At 36.1% G+C, this 25,833-nt stretch carries 27 protein-coding genes; 11 read left to right on the top strand and 16 right to left on the bottom strand.

Annotated elements, in window-relative coordinates; all coding sequences use genetic code 11:
• Window positions 1-47 precede the first annotated feature (47 nt).
• Window positions 48-1,409: an MATE family efflux transporter gene (locus tag ACTJIP_RS10300; protein WP_077414408.1), complete on the top strand. Its 1,362-nt coding sequence runs from the start codon at window positions 48-50 to the stop codon at window positions 1,407-1,409.
• Between the two features lie 126 nt (window positions 1,410-1,535).
• Here the strand turns inward: ACTJIP_RS10300 and ACTJIP_RS10295 are convergent, their stop codons facing one another.
• Window positions 1,536-2,039 carry a GNAT family N-acetyltransferase gene (locus ACTJIP_RS10295; RefSeq protein ID WP_180563509.1) on the bottom strand — a complete coding sequence of 168 codons (504 nt, stop codon included), beginning with the start codon at window positions 2,037-2,039 and terminating at the stop codon, window positions 1,536-1,538.
• Window positions 2,040-2,421: 382 nt separating this feature from the next.
• Window positions 2,422-2,985, bottom strand: a complete 564-nt coding sequence (locus ACTJIP_RS10290; RefSeq protein ID WP_440704524.1) for a Crp/Fnr family transcriptional regulator — start codon at window positions 2,983-2,985, stop codon at window positions 2,422-2,424.
• A 76-nt stretch (window positions 2,986-3,061) separates the two neighbouring features.
• Between ACTJIP_RS10290 and ACTJIP_RS10285 the strand changes: the two genes are divergently transcribed.
• Complete coding sequence (locus tag ACTJIP_RS10285; RefSeq protein ID WP_077414412.1) at window positions 3,062-3,751, top strand: HAD family hydrolase; 690 nt, start codon at window positions 3,062-3,064, stop codon at window positions 3,749-3,751.
• A gap of 170 nt (window positions 3,752-3,921) precedes the next feature.
• On the opposite strand, the gene ACTJIP_RS10280 is transcribed toward ACTJIP_RS10285, so the two are convergent.
• A complete protein-coding gene (locus ACTJIP_RS10280) occupies window positions 3,922-6,324 on the bottom strand; it encodes a prolyl oligopeptidase family serine peptidase (RefSeq protein WP_440704523.1) in 2,403 nt (800 codons plus the stop codon).
• A 118-nt stretch (window positions 6,325-6,442) separates the two neighbouring features.
• Between ACTJIP_RS10280 and ACTJIP_RS10275 the strand changes: the two genes are divergently transcribed.
• Entirely contained in the window at window positions 6,443-6,595 is a 153-nt protein-coding gene (locus tag ACTJIP_RS10275; RefSeq protein WP_410493582.1) for a bacteriocin-like protein, read from the top strand.
• A 68-nt stretch (window positions 6,596-6,663) separates the two neighbouring features.
• Here the strand turns inward: ACTJIP_RS10275 and ACTJIP_RS10270 are convergent, their stop codons facing one another.
• Together ACTJIP_RS10270 and era are read right to left on the bottom strand one after the other, a co-directional pair.
• Complete coding sequence (locus ACTJIP_RS10270) at window positions 6,664-7,092, bottom strand: DoxX family protein (RefSeq protein WP_077414416.1); 429 nt, start codon at window positions 7,090-7,092, stop codon at window positions 6,664-6,666.
• Between the two features lie 66 nt (window positions 7,093-7,158).
• Entirely contained in the window at window positions 7,159-8,034 is an 876-nt protein-coding gene (era, locus tag ACTJIP_RS10265) for a GTPase Era (RefSeq protein WP_047384549.1), read from the bottom strand.
• 276 nt (window positions 8,035-8,310) lie between these two features.
• On the opposite strand from era, the gene ACTJIP_RS10260 reads away from it, so the two are divergent.
• Window positions 8,311-8,874: a Crp/Fnr family transcriptional regulator gene (locus tag ACTJIP_RS10260; RefSeq protein ID WP_077414418.1), complete on the top strand. Its 564-nt coding sequence runs from the start codon at window positions 8,311-8,313 to the stop codon at window positions 8,872-8,874.
• Window positions 8,875-9,106: 232 nt separating this feature from the next.
• Entirely contained in the window at window positions 9,107-9,439 is a 333-nt protein-coding gene (locus ACTJIP_RS10255) for a DMT family transporter (RefSeq protein ID WP_428168179.1), read from the top strand.
• 128 nt (window positions 9,440-9,567) lie between these two features.
• Here the strand turns inward: ACTJIP_RS10255 and ACTJIP_RS10250 are convergent, their stop codons facing one another.
• The 5 genes from ACTJIP_RS10250 to gpmI form a co-directional block, all read right to left on the bottom strand.
• Window positions 9,568-10,335 (bottom strand): class I SAM-dependent methyltransferase, encoded by a 768-nt coding sequence (locus ACTJIP_RS10250; protein ID WP_077414422.1) that lies wholly within the window; start codon window positions 10,333-10,335, stop codon window positions 9,568-9,570.
• Window positions 10,335-11,144, bottom strand: a complete 810-nt coding sequence (gene map / locus ACTJIP_RS10245) for a type I methionyl aminopeptidase (protein ID WP_077414424.1) — start codon at window positions 11,142-11,144, stop codon at window positions 10,335-10,337. The genes ACTJIP_RS10250 and map overlap by 1 nt, the downstream gene beginning before the upstream one ends.
• Before the next feature lie 155 nt (window positions 11,145-11,299).
• Window positions 11,300-11,731: a BT0820 family HAD-type phosphatase gene (locus ACTJIP_RS10240; RefSeq protein WP_047384534.1), complete on the bottom strand. Its 432-nt coding sequence runs from the start codon at window positions 11,729-11,731 to the stop codon at window positions 11,300-11,302.
• Between the two features lie 101 nt (window positions 11,732-11,832).
• A complete protein-coding gene (locus ACTJIP_RS10235; RefSeq protein WP_047384532.1) occupies window positions 11,833-12,810 on the bottom strand; it encodes an acyl-ACP desaturase in 978 nt (325 codons plus the stop codon).
• Between the two features lie 150 nt (window positions 12,811-12,960).
• The gene (gene gpmI, locus ACTJIP_RS10230; protein WP_440704522.1) at window positions 12,961-14,502 is read right to left on the bottom strand and encodes a 2,3-bisphosphoglycerate-independent phosphoglycerate mutase; all 1,542 of its coding nucleotides are present in this window, start codon (window positions 14,500-14,502) and stop codon (window positions 12,961-12,963) included.
• A 238-nt stretch (window positions 14,503-14,740) separates the two neighbouring features.
• Here gpmI and ACTJIP_RS10225 point away from each other — a divergent pair, with 238 nt between their 5' ends.
• On the top strand, window positions 14,741-15,064 hold the full coding sequence (locus tag ACTJIP_RS10225) for a translation initiation factor (protein WP_047384528.1): 324 nt from the start codon (window positions 14,741-14,743) through the stop codon (window positions 15,062-15,064).
• Between the two features lie 2 nt (window positions 15,065-15,066).
• On the opposite strand, the gene ACTJIP_RS10220 is transcribed toward ACTJIP_RS10225, so the two are convergent.
• From ACTJIP_RS10220 to ACTJIP_RS10210, 3 genes are all read right to left on the bottom strand, one after another.
• Window positions 15,067-15,966: a leucine-rich repeat domain-containing protein gene (locus ACTJIP_RS10220; RefSeq protein WP_440704521.1), complete on the bottom strand. Its 900-nt coding sequence runs from the start codon at window positions 15,964-15,966 to the stop codon at window positions 15,067-15,069.
• 58 nt (window positions 15,967-16,024) lie between these two features.
• Window positions 16,025-18,178 carry an alkaline phosphatase PhoX gene (locus ACTJIP_RS10215; protein ID WP_077414430.1) on the bottom strand — a complete coding sequence of 718 codons (2,154 nt, stop codon included), beginning with the start codon at window positions 18,176-18,178 and terminating at the stop codon, window positions 16,025-16,027.
• Between the two features lie 248 nt (window positions 18,179-18,426).
• Complete coding sequence (locus tag ACTJIP_RS10210) at window positions 18,427-20,256, bottom strand: cytochrome-c peroxidase (RefSeq protein ID WP_440704520.1); 1,830 nt, start codon at window positions 20,254-20,256, stop codon at window positions 18,427-18,429.
• A gap of 231 nt (window positions 20,257-20,487) precedes the next feature.
• Between ACTJIP_RS10210 and ACTJIP_RS10205 the strand changes: the two genes are divergently transcribed.
• Both ACTJIP_RS10205 and ACTJIP_RS10200 read left to right on the top strand, forming a co-directional pair.
• Complete coding sequence (locus ACTJIP_RS10205; RefSeq protein ID WP_077414434.1) at window positions 20,488-20,973, top strand: hypothetical protein; 486 nt, start codon at window positions 20,488-20,490, stop codon at window positions 20,971-20,973.
• A gap of 21 nt (window positions 20,974-20,994) precedes the next feature.
• Window positions 20,995-21,849: a nucleoside phosphorylase gene (locus ACTJIP_RS10200; RefSeq protein ID WP_077414436.1), complete on the top strand. Its 855-nt coding sequence runs from the start codon at window positions 20,995-20,997 to the stop codon at window positions 21,847-21,849.
• Window positions 21,850-22,141: 292 nt separating this feature from the next.
• Here the strand turns inward: ACTJIP_RS10200 and ACTJIP_RS10195 are convergent, their stop codons facing one another.
• Window positions 22,142-22,903: an NAD-binding protein gene (locus ACTJIP_RS10195; RefSeq protein ID WP_077414438.1), complete on the bottom strand. Its 762-nt coding sequence runs from the start codon at window positions 22,901-22,903 to the stop codon at window positions 22,142-22,144.
• Window positions 22,900-23,328 carry a MarR family winged helix-turn-helix transcriptional regulator gene (locus tag ACTJIP_RS10190; RefSeq protein WP_077414440.1) on the bottom strand — a complete coding sequence of 143 codons (429 nt, stop codon included), beginning with the start codon at window positions 23,326-23,328 and terminating at the stop codon, window positions 22,900-22,902. Before ACTJIP_RS10190 ends, ACTJIP_RS10195 begins: the two co-directional genes overlap by 4 nt.
• Window positions 23,329-23,505: 177 nt before the next feature.
• On the opposite strand from ACTJIP_RS10190, the gene ACTJIP_RS10185 reads away from it, so the two are divergent.
• Window positions 23,506-23,772 carry a hypothetical protein gene (locus ACTJIP_RS10185; RefSeq protein ID WP_077414442.1) on the top strand — a complete coding sequence of 89 codons (267 nt, stop codon included), beginning with the start codon at window positions 23,506-23,508 and terminating at the stop codon, window positions 23,770-23,772.
• A gap of 84 nt (window positions 23,773-23,856) precedes the next feature.
• On the opposite strand, the gene ACTJIP_RS10180 is transcribed toward ACTJIP_RS10185, so the two are convergent.
• The gene (locus ACTJIP_RS10180) at window positions 23,857-24,417 is read right to left on the bottom strand and encodes a DNA-3-methyladenine glycosylase I (RefSeq protein WP_077414444.1); all 561 of its coding nucleotides are present in this window, start codon (window positions 24,415-24,417) and stop codon (window positions 23,857-23,859) included.
• A 138-nt stretch (window positions 24,418-24,555) separates the two neighbouring features.
• Here ACTJIP_RS10180 and ACTJIP_RS10175 point away from each other — a divergent pair, with 138 nt between their 5' ends.
• Together ACTJIP_RS10175 and ACTJIP_RS10170 are read left to right on the top strand one after the other, a co-directional pair.
• A complete protein-coding gene (locus ACTJIP_RS10175) occupies window positions 24,556-24,855 on the top strand; it encodes a hypothetical protein (protein WP_077414446.1) in 300 nt (99 codons plus the stop codon).
• 120 nt (window positions 24,856-24,975) lie between these two features.
• Window positions 24,976-25,785 (top strand): enoyl-ACP reductase FabI, encoded by an 810-nt coding sequence (locus ACTJIP_RS10170; protein WP_077414448.1) that lies wholly within the window; start codon window positions 24,976-24,978, stop codon window positions 25,783-25,785.
• Window positions 25,786-25,833 lie beyond the last annotated feature (48 nt).

Here is a 25,833-nt window from a genome sequence, read left to right as displayed (position 1 = left end):
TTTTTTTGCCTTATTTGAATTATAAACTATATGAATCTTAAAATATTATGAAATTTTTAAACAAAAACTATACGAAAGAATGCCTGACTTTGGCTCTGCCTGTGATGCTTACTCAGGTGGGGCAGGTTTCGGTCAACTTATTCGATAATATTATTGTCGGAAAACTTTTGGGTGCTGATGCGTTGGCATCCGTTTCATTGGGGAATGCTGTGTTTTTCTCCATATTTGTATTAGCTCTGGGCTTTTCATTTGCGATTCCACCATTGGTATCGGAGGCACATTCAAAAGAGGATCATGCAACGATTAATTCCGTTTTCAGTCATGGATTTATCATCAACATGTCTGTTGGGGTGATTCTGATGGTCATTTTACTTTTGGGAATGCCTCTACTCTATCACTCGGGGCAGCCGGCCAAGATTATTCCTGACACGGTAGGATTCTTAAGTATCATGGTAGTCAGCATGATCCCATTTATGGCATTTCAGACGCTTCGTGAAGTTTCTGAAGGTTTATCTTATACCATTGGAGTTACCAAGGCAACCATTATTGCGAATATCATCAATATTGCTTTAAACTATGTTTTCATCAAAGGACTTTGGGGAATACCTGCAATGGGTGTACAGGGATCTGCTCTTGCTACCTTGATTTCCAGAATTTTCATGGTTGTTTTCCTTTATTTTGTTTTGGTAAAAGAAGAAAAAACAAGACGTTATATCAAAGATTTCTCTTTAAAAATTAAGGATTTCTCGAAGCAAATGTTTGATAAAATGGTGAAACTGGGGCTGCCTACAGCTTTACAGATGTTCTTTGAAGTAACCGCTTTTGCCGGAGCTGCATTTATCTGCGGATTGATCTCTGCTCATGATATTGCTTCTCACCAGATCGCTTTAAGTATGGCCTCTTTCACTTTTAACTTATGTGTAGGGTTTAGTGTTGCTTCCACGGTAATGATCGGTAGAAAAGTGGGTGAACAGAATTTTGTGGAACTCAGAAAGGTTGGAATCAACAACTTGAAGATTGCCTTTATTTTCATGTGTATCTGTGGATTGGTATTTATTCTAGGAAGAAACATACTTCCGACTTTCTTCACGAAAAAAGAAGAAGTGGAAGTTATTATGCTGGCATCAAAACTTATGATTATTGCCGCACTGTTCCAGCTTTCTGACGGAATCCAGGTAACGGCTTTAGGAATGCTGAGAGGGTTGCAGGATGTAAAAATCCCATCTATTTATACTTTTATCGCTTATTGGGTAATTACTATTCCTTTGGGGTATTTCTTCTGTGTTACTTTGGAAATGGGCGCATTCGGAATGTGGATTGCACTCGGATTAGGACTGACAGTATCGGCCGTTTTCCTGGTAAAACGATTTCTGAATATGTCTGCGAAACGAATTAAGCAGAACTCATAAAAATAAAAAAGCTGTTTCAGTATTTGAAACAGCTTTTTTTATATTCGTTAATTTGTAATAAAGCATTGATCTATATTCTCTCGCAGATCTTATTGATTACGCAGATTTTTTTACCATATAAGTGCATCAATCTATTCTCTTTCCTAAAATCTTCAGACTTCTCTCAACGCCATCCAGAATGGCTACATTAGGAAGGCTTCCCCAATCTTCAAATCCGAAATGCCTGAACAGTTTCAAACTTGGCTCATTATGAAGGAAAATGAGAGCTACAAGATTTTTCACTCCGAATTTCCCTGCATTATCAATACAGTACTGAAGAATTGTTTTACCATATCCTTTTCCTCTGCAGGTTTCATCCAGATAAATGCTTACTTCCACCGTTCCGTTGTATGCTGCTCTCTCATGGAATGAACTGAAGCTTACCCATCCGATAATGTCACTTTGTTCATCTTCAACCACCCAAAGTGGTCTTGTCTGAGGATTATGTTCTTCAAACCACTTTAGTTTGCTTTCTACAGAGACTTCTTCCATATCTGCAGTAACCATTCTTGAAGCAATTGTTGAATTATATATGGCTACGATTTTATTTAAATCTGCCAACTCAGCATTTCTGAACTTTAATTTTTCCATTGATGAATATTCAACCTAATTTTATACAAAAATAATAAATTTTTAAAACACACCCCATTTAAATCATACGCAAATTATCAAATTTTAATATTTACAACAAACAACCCCTTGAAAATATTATTAATCTTTAAAAAAAAATCCTATTAGAATACGCAAAGGCGCAATGGAATTGAAAGATCTAATATTTTTAAGGCGCAAAGATTTTATCTCTGATAAAATTGAACAGTGTTTATTTTTTAATCACTTACTAATTAAGCAGATTATAATTAAAAAGAAGGGCACAATTTCTTCAACTTGCTGAAAATATTTGATTTTCCTGTGTATTAAAATTAAAAATAGGAATTAAAAAAAACTTTGAGTCTTTGCAATTTTCCAAACAAAACTATTTCAAATCCTTCAAGATTCTATTCAAGCTCCTTACTGTGATTCCGAGATAGGCCGCCATATCTTCTTTTGATATCTGAATATCCTGCTTAGACTGCATTTGCAACAACTGTTTTAAAGTATGTTCTACTGTATATAACTGCTGATAAGAAGCCCTGCTGGAAGTATTGATAATCCGTTCCGCGAAAGACTTTAAAAGAAGATTGTTTAGGACAAGATCGTTTTTAATCAAAGACCTGAAAGCAGGAATCTTTACGGCATACACCGTAGCTTCTGTGAGCGTTTCAATAGTACACAGACAGTTTATATTCTTAATAAGCTCCACTTCTCCTATCACTTCCCCACTTCCGAGAAATTCTACAATATATTCTTTCCCGTTCTCTTCAACGAAATAACATTTGACAATCCCTTTTTTAATCAACATTACATGGGAAGGCTGATGATCCTGTATTAATATTTTATTCCCTGCAGAAAAAGATTTTAATGTAATATCATCACTACCCTTCTGTTTTTCATACAGCTCGTCAAGATAGTTTAAAAATGTCTGATTTGTCCTTAACATATTTACCCGGGACAAATGTCCTTTGCTTATTGAATTTTTATACTGAATTTTGCGAACAGAAAATTACAAAACAAAAATGAATAATCATATTACTACGATTGCCTTTGATGCAGATGATACCCTTTGGATCAATGAACCTTATTTTCAGGAGGCAGAAAAAGAGTTCTGTATGCTGCTTGAGGATTATCTTCCACAACATTCGGTATCACAGGAATTATTTAAAACAGAAATGCAGAATCTCCATCTGTACGGTTATGGAGTAAAAGGATTTATGCTTTGTATGATTGAAACCATTGGCAGGGTATCCAATAACACTGCTTCGTTGGAACTGGTAAACAAAACTATCCAGCTGGGGCAGAAACTTCTTCAAAAACCTATTGAATTATTAGATGGAGTTACAGAGACTCTTGAAAGGTTAAAGGGAAAATACAGACTGGTTGTGGCTACAAAAGGAGATCTTCTGGATCAGGAGCGTAAATTGAAAAATTCAGGATTACAGGACTATTTCCATCATATCGAGATCATGAGTGATAAAAAAGAAAATGATTATAAAAAACTTCTGAAACATCTGGACTGCAAACCTGAAAACTTCCTGATGCTCGGAAATTCTATAAAATCAGACGTTATGCCTGTATTGGAAATCGGAGGATCAGCAGCTCATATTCCTTATCATGTCACATGGAGTCATGAACAGCATGATGTCAATCTGGAGCATCCGAATTTTATGGAGCTTAAGAGTGTTGATGAAATCCTGAAACATCTTTAATATTTCAACCATTAAGGTCTATTAAGAAAGTAAGATTATTAAGATGAGCGCGCTTTAAGTAAAAGCTTAGTGCGATGTTCTATAAAGTTTTAATTAATACCTTTAACTTCCTTATTATATTTTTTAATCAAAAAAAGAGACTGTTTGTGATAAACAGTCTCTTTTGTAATTTATTTCTTCAAACACTTTTCAAGAAACTGATCCTGTTCCCATAAAAGGTGTAAGATATTTTCTTTAGCCTGATATCCGTGGGCTTCTTTTGGAAGAAGAACCATTTTTACCGGAGCACCCAGATTTTTCAATGCCTGGAAGTATCTTTCAGTCTGTAAGGTGAAAGTTCCGGGGTTGTTATCTGCATCACCGTGAATCAGAAGAAGCGGTGTTTTCATTTTATCAGCATTCATAAACGGAGACATTGTGTTGTAAATCTCCGGAACATCCCAGTAATTTCTCTGCTCACTCTGGAATCCGAATGGTGTCAAGGTTCTGTTATAAGCTCCACTTCTTGCAATTCCGCACGCAAAAAGGTTTGAATGTGTCAAAAGGTTTGCTGTCATAAAAGCACCGTAAGAATGTCCTCCAACAGCTACTTTCTTCCTGTCAATATATCCCAGATGATCCACTGCATCAATTGCCGCAGCAGCATTTGCTACCAACTGAGGGATGAAAGTATCATTAGGCTCTGTTTTTCCTTCCCCAATAATCGGGAAAGCAGCATCATCCAGAACAGCATATCCTTTAGTGGTCCAGTATACAAAAGATCCGTAATACGGGAATGTAAAGTCGTTAGGATTTTGGGTATTCTGTCCTGCTGTATTTTTATCTTTATATTCGGTAGGATATGCCCAAATCAGCAACGGAAGCTTCTCTTTTTTCGCTTTTCTGTCGTAATTGGCAGGAAGATAAAGAGTTCCCGTTAAAGTCACCCCATCATTTCTTTTGTAAGTAATCACTTCTTTGTAAACGTCTTTGATACTTTCAAAGGGGTTTGCGAAGTTAGTTACAGCTTCTGCCTTATTAGATTTAATATTCTTTTTGAAATAATTAGGATAAAGACTTGGTGACTGTTGAGTAGTAAGAATTTCACCCTTTGAAGCATTAAGAATATCAATAATCTCTTCTTTACCGTTTTTTACATTAGAGGTATAAAGTCTTTTCTTTTTCAGTGATTTCACATCCATTTCATCAATAAAAGGATGCTGTCCGTCTTTAGTAAATCCATCTCCGATCAGGTAAGCTTTTCCTCCTTTCATATCTATTACATATCTTCCATATTGGTTTTTCGTTGTGTTAAAATTTCCAGGATCACTGTAAACATCCTGATAATTTCTGTCATCAAAAACTTTAGATTCCCCGTTATTAGTATCTATAAGGTAAGATTTTGTATTTCTTGTGTCATACCAGCCTTCAGAAACAATAGCATAATGATCATTAGTCCAAACTACATCATCATATCTCTGCTTTGTTTTGAAGAAAGATTTTGGAGCTGCTGCAAATGGGGCTTCCCAGGTAAATATTTCGTCTCTGTAGTCCGCTGTTTTAGACTGATCTCCTCCATCCAAAGCTTCAGCAAAGGTAAGAGTAGCAGGAGCATCACTTCTCCATGCCATATCTCTTTTTCCGGTTCTTACAGAGGAGAACCCTTTCGGCATGATTTCATTCAAAGGAACTTCATTCACTGTTTTTACAGCATTTCCTTTCATATCATATATAACCGTTGTTGATGGAAACCTGTTGAGCGGAACGATATAGGAAAACGGCTTTTTAATGGTTGTAGCCATCAGGTAATTTCCGTCTGGAGAAAAACTCAAGCCGGCATACATATCCTGATCTTTTAATTTCTTAAGATTTCCTGTAAGATCTACATTATAAATTTCAGAAGCAGTAAGTGTTTCAAAGTTTTTTTCGTCCTGAGGATTTTTCAAAAGATCCTGATAAGTTCTGTTCTGAGAAACTTTACCATCCGCCGTTGAAACAATCGGGCCTGTTGGAAGGTCTTTGGCTGCATCTATAAGAGCGGGTCTGTTTTGTGTAAGTGTTCTGATCAGGAAACTTTGAGAGTCATTATACCATACGTAAGGCATTCCCAAGTTGGCATTCAGATTATCAGCTGTAATTTTTTTGGCAGAAGCTGTTTCCATATCTACCATCCAAAGCTCTACTCCTTTATTTGTTGTATTGGTAAAAGCCAGTTTCTTTTCATCCGGCGAAAACGAAACATAGGCAATTTTCGGATTGGAAGGCAGGTTTTTTACCTGAATCTCATTTTTATCATTGATCTTTCTGATTTTCAGATTATTTGAGTAGGTCATACTGCTTGAGATATTGGTAACCGGATTGATTCTAAGCCCACCAAGCTTCATTTCACTCTGGCTGAGATCTTCCAGTGTTTTATATGTTGGACGATAAGTAAAAACTACCCAGTCTTTTTTGCTGTTCATCAGAACACTTGGAGGTCTTTGATAATCTGCCAATTTTAAAATCTCAGCAGAAGGTTTCTGGTAAGTAATATTTTCCTGAGCATCATAAAAATTGAGAAATGCCAAAAGGCAAATAGTCAGTTTTATCTTCATATAAATTCATTTTCTACGAATGTAGTAAATTTTAACAAATTTCTAACACTAAAAAATAAGACTCTTTTTGGTGTCATATTTATTTTTTCATTACTTTTATCTTACAAATTAAAATAGTATGAAAAATTTAAGAAAATTATCAAAGAGCAATTTGAAAACAATTAAAGGAGGAAATGCACCATTATGTGATCCAGGATACATGGCTTGCAGAGTAGGAAAAACTCCAAGCGGTGCTCCTATCTGGGAATGCTTACCTAACTGCAATTATTAAGAACAGAAAAGGCACCTCATTTTCTGAAGTGCCTTTCTTTTTATTGTGTATTGTTTTTTATTGTAAGATTACCAGTCTGAAGCTCTTTTTCTTCTTTCTATCATATGATCCACCGAAACTTTTCCAGCTCCTATTACCATGAGCAAAAGATAAACGGAAAGATAGATTAGCGCCATTTCTCTTTTCTCAAAAGGATCTGCGCCATGTACTGCAAAAGCAGCAATGATCATGGTAAAAATCAGAAAACCTAAAGCAACTCTTGTAAAAAGCCCTAATATAAGGAGTATTGAACAAACAAATTCAGCAAAAACCGTAAGAATCAAAGATATCTGAGGCCCGAGTCCCATAAAATCGAAAAATTCAATTTTACCGCCCGCCAACAGCATCTGAAGTTTTGGAAAGCCATGAGACAGCATTGCAAAACCAACAAATACTCTCACTGCTAATAAAATAACATCTTTAGGTATTGAGCTCCAATTTGAATTATTATAGTTCATTTACTAAAAAATTTATACTAAGGTAATAAAAATCTTTTAATACAACGGGGTTACAGCCGTTTTAGTTTATCGGTAACCGAAATTTTTAAGATCTCTGTCGTTCTTTCTCCAGTCTTTTTTCACTTTTACAAATAAGTTTAAATGAATTTTTTTGGTGAAAAACTTTTCCAGATCTAATCTTGCTTCAGTTCCCACTTTCTTGATTGCTTCTCCTTTGTGCCCGATAATAATTCCTTTCTGAGTATCTCTTTCCACATAAATAATAGAATCTATGAAGATAATTCCTTCTTTCTCTTTGAACTGCTCAGTCACTACTTCTACCGAATATGGAATTTCCTTATCATAATTCAAAAGGATTTTCTCACGTATTGCTTCGTTTACAAAGAATCTTTCAGGCTTATCCGTGTACTGATCTTTATCGTAGTAAGGAGGATTTTCAGGAAGTAAAGATTTTATTTTAGGTAAAATAACCTCTGTATTGAAAGCATTCAAAGCAGAAATAGGCAGAATTTCAGCTTTCGGAATTCTGTTATGCCAGTCTTCTACTAATTTTTCAAGGCCTGCCTGATCAGTCTGATCTACTTTATTTAATAAAAGAAGTACAGGTACAGGGATTTTATTCAGCTTATCAATTAAAAATTCTGACGGTTCCGCTTTGTCGGTAACGTCTACAATAAACAGGAAAACATCGGCATCCTGTAAAGAGTCTTTTACAAAATCCATCATTTTTTCCTGCAATCCGTATTTTGGATCCAATACTCCCGGAGTATCAGAAAATACGATCTGAAGGTCATCTTCATTATAAATACCAAAAATTCTGTGGCGGGTTGTCTGAGCTTTCTGCGTTACAATCGCCAATTTCTCACCCATTAATTGGTTGAGCAAGGTCGATTTTCCCGCATTGGGCTTTCCAACTATATTTACAAATCCAGCTTTGTGCATAAAAATAATATTACGAACTGCAAAGTTACTAAAACAAAATTGGTCTTTACGGTTAATCTCAATTTTTAAAAGAAAAAAGAGAGTTATTGGATTTTACATTCGTTTTAAAAAAGGATTTAAGGAATATATATTAGGTTTAATCACAAACTCAGGCCTTTTCAATCAATGCTTTAACTTTATAGCCAGCCTGCCAGTTCTGTTTTCTGCAAAAACCATAAAATAATTTTGTATTGCATTACTTAAAACTAATATTTTTGAATATTAGAATTCATCTTTATGAATATAGACCAGATTCTCGATCAGATTTACATCCTGCCTGAAACATCAAAAAACAGTTTAAAAGAGCACATCACTGAAATTTCTCATCCTAAAGGTTTTTGCCTGATGGAAGCTGATAAGGTGATTCCTTATCTCTACTTTATCCGCAAAGGGATCGCGCGTGCCTATTCTTCAACGGCTGATAATGATATTACCTTCTGGTTTGGAAGTGAAGGGCAGTGCATTCTTTCTATGAAAAGCTATGTGGAGGACAAACCCGGTTATGAAAGCATCGAACTACTGGAAGACTGCGATCTGTACAGAATGGAAACAGAAAGCCTCAGAAAACTGTTTAATGAAGACATCCATATTGCCAACTGGGGCCGAAAACTAGCGGAAGCCGAGATGATAAAATCTGAAGAACTGATTATTTCCAGACAGTTCAAAACATCTTTGGAGCGTTATAAGGATATTATAGCCTATCAACCTGATTTGCTTAAAAGAGTTCAATTGGGGTATATTGCTTCGTATCTGGGCATTACCCAGGTGAGTTTGAGCAGGATACGGGCGGAAATAAAGTAATTCCGATTTTGAGAATGGAAGCTGGAGGATGGAAGTTATTTTCTCATATGATAACTACTAAGCATTCCCATTAATTAATAAAATTGAGCAAGATTTCTTAATAGGCTATCATAACTTCTTTCTTCCAGCCTCCATCTTCCTTTCTTACTCTCTCTACATTTTCATTTTTTAACAATTGTAAAATTTTTTCTCCTTTCAAATTCTGAACTTTGCCGTAGAAAAATTTAAAAAAATGAATTGGTTAATATTAGTTATCGCGGGATTATTTGAAGTTGCCTTTGCATCATGTCTGGGAAAGGCAAAAGAAACATCAGGAACTGAGATGTACCTATGGTATACGGGCTTCCTGATCACAATGACTATCAGCATGCTTCTGCTGATCAAAGCTACTCAGACCTTACCTATCGGAACAGCTTATGCGGTATGGACAGGAATAGGCGCTGTAGGAACGGCTTTAATGGGAATTGTTTTCTTTAAAGATCCTGTAAGTTTTTGGAGAGTGTTCTTTATTGTAACGCTTATTGGCTCTGTGGTAGGCTTGAAGGCAGTGTCTTCATCACATTAAAAAAGCATAAACTTCTCTATATTTAAAAATGGCAACCGTCTTCGTATTGAAGGCGGTTTTTTAGTTATGTAAAAAAATTCTCATCCTGATTACACAAAAAAAGCCTGTCAAAAAATGACAGGCTTTTTTTATTTTTTATAAACTATAGGCAAGATTTCATTGTGTCTTAACCCGTATTTTTTAATTTCTTCTTCTGAGAATTTCTGTGAATAGAAGTTCGGTTCTGTTTCAAAGCCTGCTTTTTTTAAGCGGTCGAAATAATCCATTCCGTACCAGCGGACGTGATCATATTGTCCGAAATGCTTCTGTCGTTCTTTCGGATCTTTAATGGTAAAATCTTCATACGTTTTCTCCAATGAATTTTTCATCGGAACCTGAAGAATTCCCCATCCGCCGGGCTTCATAACCCTATATAGCTCACTTATTGCTTTGGCATCGTCTTCGATATGTTCCAGAACGTGGTTACAGAAAATAATATCAAAACTTTCGTCTTCAAAAGGTAAATCCAGAATATCTGCTTTCACATCTACAATCGGAGAATAAAGATCTGCTGAAATATAATTCAGGTTACTCATTCTTTTGAATTTCCTTAAAAATTCCTGTTCGGGAGCAATATGCAGAACTTTATAATTTTTAATAAAAAAATCAGTCTCATTCTGAAGATAAAGCCACATCTGACGGTGTCTCTCCAGGCTTAAAGTCCCGGGAGAAAGAGCATTTTCTCTTTGTTTTCCATATCCATACGGAAGGAATTTTCTGTAAGATCTTCCATCAATAGGGTCATAGAACTGATCTCCTTTGAAAAACTGATAAATAAGCGGTCTGGCCCAAATACTCATTTTAATAAGCATAGGGCGTGGAATTTTATTCAGTAAAAGTTTTGTTACCTTTTTCATTAAAAATCCAGTTGGAACTGCTTTTCTTCATCACTTACAATCCCTAAAGCTTCATACACATAATCAAATGTTGAAAGCAATACCGGTTTACCATTGATTACTGCCACATCATGCTCAAAGTGAGCAGATGGCATATTATCTAAAGTCGTCACCGTCCAGCCGTCATTATGGAACTTCACTTTCTCAGTTCCCATATTAACCATTGGCTCAATAGCAATTGCCAAACCGTCTTTTATTACCTTTCCGCTTCCTTGTCTTCCATAGTTTGGAACCTGTGGATCTTCGTGCATTTTTCTTCCTAAACCATGTCCTACAAGTTCTCTTACCACTCCATATCCTTCTTTTTCACAATGTGCCTGGATTGCATGGGAGATATCTCCTATTCTCTTTCCTCTGACAACCTGCTCAATTCCTTTATACAGAGATTCTTTGGTAACCTGCAGTAACTTTTTAACCTCAGGCTTCACTTCTCCGATTTCAAAAGTATAGGCATGATCTCCTACGAAACCGTTAAGAATAACTCCACAGTCTACGGAAAGAACATCTCCTTCTTTTACTACATCATTGTTTGGAAACCCATGAACCACCTGATCATTCGGAGAGATACAAAGAGAGTTCGGGAATCCTCCATATCCTAAAAATGCAGGCTCAGCACCATGATCTTTAATAAAATCATGAGCCAGTTTATCTAAATATAAGGTTGTAATCCCTGGTTTAATTTCTTTTGCCAACATTCCCAATGTTTTAGAAACCAGTCGGGCACTCTCCTTCATCAGACGCAATTCGTCTATCGTTTTTAATTGAATCATTGTATATAGATGTTAGATATTAGATGTTAGAAGCTAGATTACAGCATGATGTGTATTTCTATATTATAACAATCTAAGACTCTTTCTGATAAAAAACAGAAGCTTTAATGTGACATCAAAAACTAATTTCTAATATCTGGCTTCTCATTTCTATCCTACCAGAAAAGTCCTTTTTTCTTTTCTTTTTTAAGTTTTGAATAGGCAAGAACTTCCTTCCCTTCTACACGGAATTCTATTCTTTCCTGAATAATATTGTAGATCTCACCCCATCCCGGAAATCCTCCTAAGTTCCTGTCATCAATAAACCAATCTGCATCTAATTTTCTGGATTGAGTTTCATGATCAAAAACTTCTCCTTCAAAACTTGAATTCACAGCGTAAAATTCTATTCCGTTTTTTTGACAGAATTCTACGGCTTCATCTAATGTTTTTCCGTGTCTGTAAGTCCAAAGTATAAGTCTGTATCCTTCAGCCTGAAGTCTTTTTAAAGTTTCGAATGCAAAAGTTTTCGGTTTTCCAATGGCCGGGTAAGCGTCATCAACAATAGTCCCGTCAAAGTCAACAGCAATCTTTTTATTATTTAACATTTCGTTGTTTTTTTTAGCTTTGCAAAGATAAGAAATAAAAAGAGTGCCCAAAAGAAAGGCACTCAATTACTTTTATATTTTAAATAATAATGTAAATCTTATTAGCTTTTTACCCAGCTAAACTGGAACTGAAGATCCGGAGTAGAAACTCTGTCTGTGATCTTCTGAAGCCTTGCAGGAAGCTTCATCAGGTATTCCTGAGCTTTTTCTGCTTTTTCTGTAAGTCCTTTTACGTGCTCAATTTTCCATTCATCTAAAAGGTCTTTCATAATATTGATATAATCCTGACCAGTGTATACCATACATCTTTGTGCAGCATCCGAGAAATGTCCCCAAAGTTCTCCGGCTTTTTGTCCGGATTGTCTCATCAGGTGAGCAGGCATTACGATCTTTTTACGCATCATATCTTCAAATGCAAGAATCATTTCTGAAGGGTCTACTTCCAGGATTTTCGCTACGAAATGTTTGTATGCTTTAGCGTGTCTTGCTTCATCTGCAGCAATTACACCACACATTTTTGCCAATTTCCCGTTTCCGGACTGTTTAGCCAATGTACCTACTCTTCTGTGAGAGATATTGGTAGCTGTCTCCTGGAAACTTGTATAAATGAAGTTTCTGTATGGGTCCATACTTGTTCCCAAATCGAAACCATCATTAATCAGGTATTGAGTAGTAATTTCAACCTCTCTCATGTTTACTCTTCCACACAGATAAAGATATTTGTTTAATAAATCTCCGTGTCTGTTTTCTTCAGCAGTCCATGCTCTTACCCAATTGGACCAGCCTAATCTTTCTTCCTGATTGATTCCGTCAACTCCCATTAACCAAGACTCATAGGAAGGAAGAGCTTCTTCTGTGATACAGTCCCCGATCAATGTTACGAAAAGATCATAAGGCATTTCGCGGGCAAAAGTCTGAATTTCTTCTAAGTCGTGTTTAAATTCTTCGCTTGAAGGATCTGGTAAATAATCGGAAGGCTGCCATATTTTTTCAATTGGCGTTAAAAATTTATCAAGAAAAGAACCTACTTCCTTTTCCAATAATCCCATTACTTCTTTCCTAACAAGCTTTTGATACATTTTACTATTCAGTTTTAATTTACAAAGATATGATTTATTTATTATTTAACGCATAATAAAGTATGCAAGTCATACCTTATCTGACATAAATCATAAAAGAATGCCGTCATACAAAGTATAACGGCATTCTTTTGACAATATTATTGAATTTTAATCAACTAAAATATCTCCGGTCATTGCAGCCGGTATTTCAACGCCCATTACGTTAAGGATTGTAGGGGCTACATCTCCCAGTTTTCCTGGTTTTAAATTCCAGGTATGATCTTTATCCATTACGATGAAAGGTACAAGATTGGTTGAGTGCTGTGTATTAGGAGTTCCGTCCGGATTCATCATTACGTCTGAGTTTCCGTGATCAGCAAGGATAAAAACAGCATATCCGTTTTCATAAGCAGCGGTTGCTACTTTTTCGATGCACTGATCTACTACTTCAGCAGCTTTTACAGCAGCTTCAAAAACGCCTGTATGTCCTACCATATCTGTATTGGCAAAATTTAAACAGACAAAGTCAGCAGTTCCCTGTTCCAGTTCCGGTACAATAGCATTGGTAATATCATAAGCTGACATTTCCGGCTTCAGGTCATACGTAGGAACATCTTTCGGGCTTGGACAAAGCAGTCTTCTTTCGCCTTCAAATTCTTCTTCTCTTCCTCCTGAAAAGAAGAAAGTAACGTGAGGATATTTCTCTGTTTCTGCGATTCTGATCTGAGATCTTCCATTTCTTTCAAGAACTTCCCCCATTGTTTCCGTTAATACATTTTCATCAAAAACAACCTGTACATTCTGGAATGTTTTATCATAGTTTGTTAACGTGATATAGTAAAGGTTCAGTTTCTTCATAGAATATTCCGGAAAATCCTTCTGAGAAAGAACTTCTGTAATTTCTCTCCCTCTGTCTGTACGGAAGTTGAAGCAGATCACAACATCATTATCAATAATTTTTGCTACCGGCACCACATTTCCTGTAGCGGTAGTATTCATTAAAATGATTGGTTTCAGAAATTCATCTGTAACATTATTATCATAGGAAGTCTTAATTGCTGCCAAAGCATCAGTTGCTGGTTCGCCTACTCCTTCAACAAGGGCATCATAAGCTAATTTTACACGCTCCCATCTCTTATCTCTGTCCATCGCATAGTATCTTCCTGTCACTGTTGCCAGTTTTCCGGTAGTGGCTTCCATATGCTTCTGAAGTTCATCAATAAATCCGAATCCGGAATGTGGATCACAGTCTCTGCCATCGGTAAATGCATGAACAAAAACGTTTTCATTCAAACCGAATTCTTTGGCAGCAGTCAGTAATCCTTTTAAGTGATTGATATGTGAATGTACTCCTCCATTGGAAACCAAACCGATAAAGTGTACTTTTTTATTTTCTTTTTTTGCGTATTCAAATGCATCCTGAATCACTTTTTCCTGACCCAATGTTCCGTTTTCAACCGCCATGTTCAGTTTCACCAGATTCTGGTAAACCACTCTACCTGCCCCAAGGTTCATGTGCCCAACTTCAGAATTTCCCATCTGCCCTGCAGGTAGCCCTACAGCCAGCCCACTCGCTTCAAGCGTAGTATGTGGAAATCTTTGGTAACAGCTGTCTATGAATGGTGTATTTGCTTTATCTATTGCAGAAACGTCAGGGTTTGTTCCCAATCCCCATCCGTCAAGAATTGCCAGTATTGCTTTTTTTGACATTTTGTAAAACTTTTGTTAGACAAATTTACCTAATTTCCTATGAATAGAAGAATTTGAGGTCTTGAATTTTATTGATTACTGATCATCAACCAGTTCCATTTAAAGTTATAAGGTAAAAACCGGGATAATTTGTAAACACTCAACCGTGTCAAGGTTTAAAACCTTGACACGATTGAAAAATTGAAATTTCATTGATTATTTCAGTTCATTAATCAGTAAATCTTTTTAATTTTGCGGTATGGATTTACGAGATCAATTGAAGAATCTTTTTCCTGAGCATGAAGAGCAGGATTTTGAGATGCCTGAAGAACAATTCAAGCAGAAAGAGCCTTTGGTATGCAAATTTGAGAAAAAAGGAAGAAATGGTAAGCCTGTCACCGTTGTTGAAGGCTGGGAAGGCAGTGAGGAAGACCTGAAAAAAATTTCAAAGAAAATAAAAACCACCTTAGGTATAGGCGGTTCTGAGAAGGATGGAACGATTATCATTCAAGGGGACAACCGTGATAAAATCATGAATATCCTTAAAGAAATGGGATATAAAACCAAACGTGTTGGCGGATAGATCTAGAAATAGATCTGCGTATCCGGCAGTAAGGTTTTTAAATTTTCAATTGTAGATTTTTCTATAGGATTTCCTGTAAGAATCAAAGTTTTCAGATTTTTCAGCTGTTTGATTTCTACAGGAATATCTTTCAGATTATTGTTGGCCAGATTCATGCTGACTACACTTTTCAGTCCTTTTATTTTGGGTGAGATTTCCGAAATATTGTTTCCACTTACATTCAGAAATTCAAGATGCTGAGCTTTGAAAAGGTTTTCCGGAAGCTTGTTGATGGCATTCTGCTGCAGTTCAAGATATTTTAAGTTTTTAGGAAAAGACAAATTTCCAAGGTCATTGATCTGATTATCAGAAAGGTTCAGAAATTTCAGGTTTCTGATCTGATCCAGTCTGTCTGCAATAAAACTGATCTGGTTTCCCTGAAGGTTAATTTCTTCCAACGCTGCAATTTCCATAAGTGCTTCGGGGAAGGTATTCAGGTTGTTGGCATCAAAATGTACTACTTTTAAGTTCTGAAGCTTTGCAATATTGGGATTAATGCTTGTCAGACTATTCAGATTCATTGAAAAAGTGGTCAGTTTCTTAAGCTTACTTACCTCATCCGGAATATATTTAATGCTGTTTTCATTCACATTTAAAATTTCCAGTTCTTTCAATTCAAAGAGTTCCTGATCCATTTTTTCAAGCTTATTAGCCATGATATTCAGAAAAAATAATGAATCCAGTTTCACGATCTGAGGGGGAAGATTAAACAATCCCTTTTCTCTGAAACTCATACTGTATACTGCTTTTTTACTGCTTAAAGCATCTTCAATATTGGTAAAAGTAGGATATTTCACCGGATCAATCTGTGCTTTGATCTGAGAAAGTGATAGTATGGAAATAAGTAAGAAAAGCTTTTTCATAAACATAAAAAAGTCTGCCAGCAACAGAAGTCACTGACAGACAAGAATTATAAATAATTTATTTCTTTAAAAGTTTAACTGTTTTCTGGAAACCTCCTTCAGCTTCAATATTTAAAACTAAAATACGGGATCCTTCCAACTGTTGTGTGAAATCCAGGTCCAATACTTTGTTTGTACCGTTGAACTTCTTCGTATAAACGATTTTTCCGTCCATGCTGTAAGCTGTCACTGAAATATCTTTCAATCCTTTTACTGAATTGATTTTTACGATTCCGGAAGTTGGGTTTGGTGCTACTGTTACTGTATTTTCTGCAGTTTTGCTGTCGATAGTCCCTAAAGTTCCTTCAGTTCCCAAGTTGTTTTTAAGTGCAATGACGATGGTAGCTGATTTTCCTTTATAATTGATTGTATTCCCTGTAGCATCCACATCTGTAGAGATTGTTGAATCCGGGTGCTGAATAGAGAAGAAACCAAATTTATGATCAGGCGTAAATGTCAATCCTGTAGGTTCTGACCCAGCTGGCATAGAAGCAAATAGTTTTACTTTAGGGTTGGCCTGTGTATGATCCGGAGCAATTACCCAGATATAGTTTTTACCTCCATCCTGAAGTACCCAAAGGTTTCCAAGCTCATCAAAAGTAAGGTTGTCATTTCCGTCTCCCCAAGCTTCAGATTTCATTCCCTGAGCGGTATTGAAAGAATATACTGAAGAACCTCCTCCTACAAATGTTTCTACTTGTGAAGCTGTTGTTCCGTTATCCTGTAAACGGTATACTCTGTCTAATCCTTTTGCTGTAAAATAGATTCTTCCATCCAGTGGGCTGATGTCAACATCTTCTACTCCATTAAACTTTGTTCCGCCCAATGATTGTGCAAGTGTTGCTGTATTATTCTGGTCTGCTTTGGTTTTATTAGGAACCTGAATCCATGTTGCTGTAGTTCCTACCGGATCTCCCGCAGTTGATAATCCCTGATCTAATTTTAAAACATACAGGTTTCCTGAAGAAAGGTTGTTTGGAGTATCCATTACATATTTATATACCATGTGTGTTCCACCGTCTTCCCCATAATAAGCAGTTGTTCCTGCGTTATTCACCACTACATTTTCGTGGTTCATGATTCCCATCTGCCAAAGTTTCCCTTTGGATCCGTCGGTATTTTTAGAAATTACCTGAGCTGTTGCAGGATCAATCTCTACCAACCAACCATAATCTTTATATCCATCATTGTTCACATCATTGGAAGTCACAGATTCTTCAGCGGTCACCACTGTTCCCCAAGGTGTAATTCCTCCTGAACAGTTTCTGATGGTTTGTACCAAACTTGGGTCTGAGAAACTTACCGCTCTTGATTTTGTTAACTGCCAAAGCTTTGAAGTCGCATTATAATTGATTTCTGCCATGGTAACTCCTCCAGGATTCGTTTCATGGTTTACAGAAAGATATCCATTGGTACTGCTTCCTGTTTTTGGAACATAAGCTGTAAAGTCATTCTGACCTCCAACTAATCCTCCTCCTTCTGTATAACTGTCTCCTTCTTTTAAAATAAGCTGGTATTTGTGTTCAGCAGGGATAATTAATTTATCAGTCTGTGCTGTAGGCACAATTGAAGTAAAGCAGCTGATGTGTGTTCCGTTGCAAGTTACAGGGATCGTTGTATTGGCTGTTGTTTTCAGGTAAGCATCAATTCTTAAATCTGAACTGGTTGTGCTTCTGTTGTGCAATTCTATAGAAAATCTGTTGACACCGTTTACAAATTTTGATTTTGGAATAGAGAAAATATTATAAACACTTTCTGCCGCTCCATCAATAGTTGTACTGGAAAAAGTATTGAATGTAACAGCACCTGCAGGCATATTGTCTCTTACGACTTCCTCTCCGTTAAGGTATACTATAATACCGTCATCTCTCATTACTCCCAACTCCATAGTATCGGAAAGCGTTGAAAGATCTACTGTGAAATCTTTAGCAAAATAAGCTGTAGTAAGCCCTGAATTGATTGTTGTGGTTACCGGATCTCCATATCCTAACGGACCGTTTCCTACCGCCCATGTTGAAATATCGAAGGCCTGGGCATTCCATCCGGCAGGCTGTGCCTGGTTGTTATCTTTGTAGCTCCAAGACGCATTCTTATTGAATATCAGAGTCTGCGCCTGAATACCTGAACTTGCCAGTATAGCCAACGCTCCCATTGTTAGTAGTTTTTTCTTCATTTTTTATTTGATTTATTAGACACTGCAAAACTATTTTTTTAGAGCTTTCCTTCTGTTAATAGGATTTTAAATATAAATCGACAAATATTAACTTATCAAAAACCTAATGTTAATGGGATTAATTTTTTGTTAAATAGTACGGGTTACGAGATGCGGGGTTTTGAGATTCGAGGTACGTGATTCGAGTTATGATGTATGTATTCGCACCTGCATCCCGAAATCTCACAAACTCGAATCCCTCACCTCACCTATTTCGCTTTACTCACATCTGTAAGGGCATTCAGAAAGGCTATGATCTGCTTTATTTCTGTTTCAGTAAGGTTTAATTTATCCGGTGCAAGAGTTTGGTTTTTCATTTTTAATCCTAATCCTTCTCCGCCTCCTTCATTATAAAAGTCAAGAACTTCTTCTAGCGTATTGAAAGCTCCGTTATGGAAATAAGGTTTGGTAAGGGCAATATTTCTGACCGTGACTGTTTTGAATGAATAATCATAAATCCATGATTTTTCCTTTTTCACAGGGCTGTTTCCTCTTCCTAAATCCTGATCAAGCTCTACAGGAAGCTGTTTAATGGGCTTCGTAGTAATTCCCAGAACCTCAGATTCATTTTCATTAAAAAACGGCGGTACCAATCCTGAAAAATGAGGGGCAAAATGGCATGTTGCACAATTGGCTTTTCCCATAAAGAGATTGAATCCTTTTTTCACATCATCAGAAACATTCTTTTCATTTCTCATAAAACGATCAAAATCGCTGTCAAATGAGTACAATGAAGCTACATAAGAGCTTAATGCCTTCGAAAAGTTCTCTTTACTGATCTTTCCATCTTTGAAAGCTGCACGGAAAGCCTTTTTATATTCAGGTTTTGTTTTTAATTTCTGAATAATGCTTTCATAACTTGTATTGAATTCCTGGTCATTATAAATTACGTGTTCCGCCTGCTGTTCCAGATAAAAAGCACGAAGGTCATAGAAAAACCTCTTGGCAAAAACAGCATTATATAAAGACGGGGAATTTCTCAGTACTGTTTTTCCTTTCACATTGCTTTGTGATTTTGCTTTAAGGTCTGTAAAAGCATTTTCCTGAAGATGGCATGTGGCACAGCTCATTTTCTCGCTGCCACTTAAATTCTGATCATAGAAAATTGATTTTCCAAGATTGCGGAGTTCAGGATTATCTTCTGAGGATTTCAATAAGGTATAAAAATACGGATCTAAAAAATCACTGCTGAAAAAGTTCTTGTTTCCTACATTCCAGCCGGAAAATTCTTTAAGATCATCAGGTCTTCCGTCCCATTTTCCAAGCTCTTCATATAAAGGCTGTATGTATTTTTTATAAAATTCAATCCTGTCAAAATTTTCAAAATCAGTATTTTTTGAAAGGTAGCTGATGGCTTCCGTTAAAATCTGATTAGCTTTCTGAGTATTATAATTTTTAAAATAAGGATCATCATTAATGTATTTCTGCATTCCTGAAAAAGCATGGCTTGCTTCCCCGGAAATATTTAAAGAACCCGGAGTATCAAAACCTGTCACTCCGAGAGAATAGATTCTAATCAGCTCAATTCGTAAGGGCAATGTCTTGTTATTGCCTTTGCTTAAACCATTTTTTAAAGCACTTAGATAAAATCCGGAATAGCTGTTGTATAAAAAGGTAGTAATTGTTTTGATCTTTTCTTTTTCATTTCCTGCTTCCTCTGAAAATATCAATTCATCCAACACCTGTAATCCTTCCGGAGGAAGTGTATATGCGGATGTTCCTGCAGCTTCAATATGAAACAAAGGGGCCGCATTCAGATGGGTTTTGGTAAATTCAGGATAATGATAAGCCACATAAAATTCTATTTCTTTGAATGAATTTCTGGTACTGCTCAGTGATTTCTGCAGTTCTTCAAGGGAAATACGGTCTTCTGAAAATTTATCAACATCTGATTTCAGCTGTTCAAGCTTGGTTTTGAACTCGGACAACCCTTTATTGACAAATGTATTTTCGCTTTCTTTTCCTTTATAAACAGGATTAAAAGACATTACTGCAAATCCTATCAAAAGGACGATTACAAGCAGTGGATAAGATCTCATGAATTTTTAGCGGCAAAAGTATTACTCTGATGTTATCTCAGTTTTAATAACAGATTAAATAATGTTTATATTTCTGATATCATATTTTTCACTAATTTTAAACCCCGAAATCAAATTCATTATTCTAAAGAAAACGGTTATTCGAAATACCGGTAAAAATAATGGCGGGAGATTATTGGGCGAGGATTTTTTTAATTGAATTCAACACATCAAAAAAACTAAAATAGTATTATGAAAACAAAACTATGGTTTGCTGTTGCAGCAAGTTTCCTTTCTCTGACTGCATTTTCACAGAAAAAAAAGCAGCCTGAAAAACAATCCGGAAAGCCGCAGGAAATGGCTGTCTACGCAGAGAAAAGAGGTTCTGATTATTATCTGGTCCGCCTTGAAAAGGATAAAAACATTCCCAATGTGTATGTGTATTCCAACGGTGTTACCAAGCCTTATAAAAATTATTCTGATCTTAAAGATATCGTAACAGAATTCCCGGGAATGATGACTTCCAACAATTCTACAAAGGAAGAACTGATTTCCATTCTTACAAAAGATAATCATTTCTACGAAATCACATCACAGCGAAAAGATCCCAAAAACATTGAAAAAACTGTTGTTACGGTATACGAAGTGATGAACGGCCAGAAAAGAATTGTAGAAGAATATAATGACATCTATGAAGTGATGGCATCTCCTTATAAAGATGCGATTATCATTAATTAAAAAAACAAAATTATACATATTATGCTAAACAAACTTGCTGCCTCAGAACTTGTTCTGAATGAAGACGGAAGTGTATACCACCTGAATCTTTTACCTGAAGATATTGCTGACAAAATCATCCTTGTGGGTGACCCTGACAGAGTGGCAAAAGTTTCAAAATATTTTGATACTGTAGAGATCAAAAAAAATAAAAGAGAATTCTATACGCATACAGGAACGCTTCGTGGAGAAAGAATTACTGTAATGTCTACCGGTATCGGAACTGAAAACATCGATATCGTAATGAACGAACTGGATGCTTTGGTGAATATCGATCTTAAAAATAAAGAATTTAAGACTGAGCATAAAGCTCTTGAACTATTCCGTATGGGAACTTGTGGAAGTGTAAACCCTGATGTACAGGTTGACAATATGCTGGTTACCCAAAATGTAGTAGGATTAGACGGACTGATGCATTTCTATCAGGATTATAGCTTTGAAAATGAGTTTTCCAAAAACTTCTTAGAAAAATTCCCTTACGAAAAAATTAAGCCGATGCTTTACTTCTCAGACTGGGCTGAAGAAATGGGTGACTACTACAAAGATGCCAAATACCACGGAAATACGGCAACCTTCCCAGGATTCTATGCGCCACAGGGAAGACAGCTTCGTCTGAAAGCAGTAGATGATCAATTCCTAGAAACATTGAACGATCTTGGAATTACCAATTTCGAGATGGAAACGTCTGCAATCTATGCGCTTTCAAAACTATTAGGACACAAAGCCATTACCGTAAATAACGTTATTGCCAACAGAAGACGCGGGGAGTTCTCTGCAGACCACCATGCTTCAGAGAAAAACCTTATTGATTGGGTATTGGAAAGAATTATTAAGTAATTACTTTTATTTTACATAAAAAAACTCCGGAAACTATTTACGGAGTTTTTTTATAGGTTTTGGCTAAAGCCAATGGTATTTGTTTATTTTAAAAACGGGCTAAAGCCCGTTCCTATTGAATTTGTAATGTTGATTTTTGTTCCTTTCATGATGAATAAAACTCACCACTAACCTTGTCATTCCGCAGGAATCTAAATACAAAGCTTTAAAAATAAAGTCGAGATTCCTACGGAATGACAAAGAGGTCAAAAGAAGTTTCGTAGGTAAAAACGGATAGGAATCGATACAATGATTACAAATGGAAAGTCCTTGGATCAGGATACTGAAAAACATAATCCAGTTCTGAAATCAGTTTTGAAGATAAAACCTTCTTACCTTTTATTTCAAAACCTTCCTCATCAGGTATATTTTTCTGTACATTAATCACCTGACTTTTTGCCGGATGAACCGGGGCCGTAACATTATAAAGTTTAGCTTCTGCTTTATTTTCAATCATTTGTGTGATAATAGCACTGATATCAGCATAATGAATATGATTCACTGCATGATCAAGATTACCCACGTTATAATTTTTCAGAAGTCTGTTATCTCCCATCAGACCTCCTAATCTCAGAATACTAAGCTGAGGATATTTGTTTCTCAACATTCTTTCTCCTGATACATTCTCAAAAGGAACATCCTCTTCTGTAAACTCTTTGGGAAGATCCGGGTAAACTCCTGTGGAGCTCATCAGAAACATCTGCCCTGTAAAATCACCGATAAATGCTGATAAATTTTGGATTCTATTATATAAAGAACTTACACAGCAACTTTTTTCAGAAACCGGAATAGTAATAATCAAAATATCTATATTTTTAACTTCCTCCCATTGAGGAACAGGTTCTGTCAACTGATAGTCCGGAAAAGATGCCACGACAGCATTCATTCCTTTGTTATTCAGATCTTCTGCTTTATTTTCAGTTGTTGTCGTTGCAGATATGGTATATTTTCCGGATAAGGAAGACGCTATTCTCTCTCCCAGCCAGCCATAGCCAATAATTCCTATTTTCTTCATATTTCGGATACAGATTGAATTGATAATATTTCATCTAAAGAACCCATCAGCTGAGTTTTCACTTCATCACTCAGATGTATACAGCTCTGAACAGCTTCAGGAATATGTTTTGCTTTTTCTTTGAGCTTTGTTCCATTCTCTGTAAGGTTGATCAGTACTACTCTTTCATCTTCTGAACTTCGGGTTCGGATGATCAGTCCATTTTTTTCCATTCGTTTCAGGAGTGGAGTCAATGTTCCATTATCCAGATGAAGGTGTTCGCCAATCTTTCCGATATTCATTTCACCATGTTCCCACAAAACAATCATTACAAGATATTGAGGATAGGTTAATGAAATTTCATCCAGATAAGGCTTATATAAGCCTGTAATATACCGGGAAACGGCATAGGTTTTAAAACATAAATGTTCTGATAAAGGGATCATCGTTTTTTTATAAACAAAGATAGTTTATTTATTTTGTGCACAATATTTTTGCTTAAAATATTTATTCTTGTAAGTGACATGAGAAACTAGAATCATTTAATAGAACCCAGAATATATTTTTGTTCCAGGCTATGATTATTTTATTACTTTAGCGAAAGTAAAAACTAACCATTGAACATGAAAAACACCAAACAGTCTGACGTCAGTAAGCTTTCCGAACTTTCTATTGAGCAACTTACAAAAGAAGAAAAAAAACGTTCTGCGGCTCATACTACCTTTTGTATTATTATGGGAATATTAATAGCAGCCTGTATCTATGTTACCATAAAGAAAGGTTTCAATGGAATAACTCCACTCCCTTTAGCTTTTTTTCCCTTGTACCTGATTATAAGAAATAGCTGGCAAAATGTCCGAAAGGAAATTCGGTCCCGAAAGGTCAATTAAAATCTATTATTTAAAAACTCGTTGATCATCACATAAAAATGTCCGGGATAAATAAAAAATCACCAAATTTCAAATAAAACCCAACTATTGCTTCCTCGTAAAGCAGTCTTTTATGTGGTCATTTACCATTCCGGTAGCCTGCATATGGGCATAAATTACCGTAGAACCCACGAATTTGAACCCTCTTTTTTTAAGTTCTTTGGAAATAAGATCGGAAATTTCCGTTGTAGCAGGAACATCAGACAATTTTTCAGGACGGTTATCTATGGGGTTTCCGCCTGTAAAGCTCCAGATATAGCTGGAAAAACTCCCGAATTCTTTCTGAATTTCCATAAATCGCTGAGCATTAGTAACTGCTGCCAGAATTTTAAGTCTGTTTCTGATAATTCCGGAGTTGTTCATTAATTCTTCGATCTTCTTCTCTGAATAGGCGGCTACTTTTTTATAATCAAAATGATCAAAAGCGTTTCTGAAGTTTTCTCTTTTAGATAAGATAGTGTACCAGCTCAGGCCGGCCTGAAAGCTTTCAAGAATCAGGAATTCAAATATTGTTTCATCATCATACACGGGTCTTCCCCACTCTTCATCGTGATACTTTCTGTAGAGGTCATCTTTTTCGCACCATCCACATCGTACTGTTTCCATAATTATCAAATTTTATCAACTAAAGATACTGCTGATTTAGAAAAATATAACAAAAGATTATGAAAAGTTTAACAGAGGTGTCCTGTTTTAGGAATGGTTATTGTTTAATTACTGATACCTAACCAAATTTATAATATTATGAACAATTCAGAGTACAACAAAGCGGAAAATGCAGTAAATAATGTAGAAAACTCTTTACAGAATGCAACGGATAAAACCAAATGGAAAATCAATGAATTGGCAGACAAGGCCAAAGATTATATCAATGAGAAGAGAAACAATGATCAGGAGGCCAGCCAGGAAGACTGGCTTGACAGGGTAAAAGCTAATGTATCTGATGCCTGGGAGGATATCAAGGATAAAGCAGATGAGGCATGGGAAAAAACCAAAGATGCAGCAGAGGATGTAAAGGCAGAATGGAATAAGAAAACCAATTAGTATTTCAGTCATATAAATATTTTCAATAAAATGGAGTCTTAAATTGATAAGGCTCCATTTTTTATTATGCCATAACCACAATTATTGCTACATTTGTATTATAATAAACATTAAAAAATTATGTCATACGGTTTACTTAAAGGCAAAAAGGGAATTATTTTTGGAGCCCTTAATGAACAATCTATCGCATGGAAAGTTGCTGAAAGATGCCATGAGGAAGGTGCTGAATTTATCTTATCCAATGCTCCTATTGCTTTGAGGATGGGGGAACTTAATGGATTAGCAGAAAAAACAGGTTCTGAAGTAATAGCAGCAGATGCTACTTCTATAGAAGATCTTGAAAAACTTTTTGATGCCGCTGTTGCAAAATTTGGAAAAATCGACTTTATCCTTCACTCTATCGGAATGTCTATCAACGTAAGAAAAGGAAAACATTATACAGAAATGAACTACGACTGGTTGGAAAAAGGCTGGGATATTTCCGCTGTTTCTTTCCATAAGGTAATGCGTGTAGCCTGGGAAAAAGACTGCATGAATGAATGGGGAAGTATTTTAGCGCTTACATACATTGCTGCTCAGAGAACATTCCCGGATTATAATGATATGTCTGATAACAAAGCTTATCTTGAAAGCATTGCAAGAACTTTCGGAAACTATTGGGGTGAAAGAAAAGTACGTGTAAATACAGTTTCTCAGTCTCCTACAATGACTACTGCCGGTAGTGGTGTGAAAGGTTTCGGAGGATTCCTTGGATATGCAGAAGATATGTCTCCACTAGGAAACGCTACAGCTCTTGAATGTGCAGACTATTGTGTAACTTTATTCTCTGATCTTACGAAAAAAGTAACGATGCAGAACCTTTTCCATGATGGTGGTTTCAGCAGCTCAGGTGTTACTCAGAGAGTAATCAGTAAATATGATACTGAATAATAATTCATCGAAAAAATAACGAACTGATAACGTTTCGTTTTACCATAA

It is taken from the genome of Chryseobacterium sp. 22543, assembly GCF_052044565.1.
In the GTDB taxonomy this organism is placed as follows: Bacteria; Bacteroidota; Bacteroidia; order Flavobacteriales; family Weeksellaceae; genus Chryseobacterium.
Note: the sequence above shows the minus strand (reverse complement) of the source record. Positions and strands in the feature narration are given on the sequence as shown.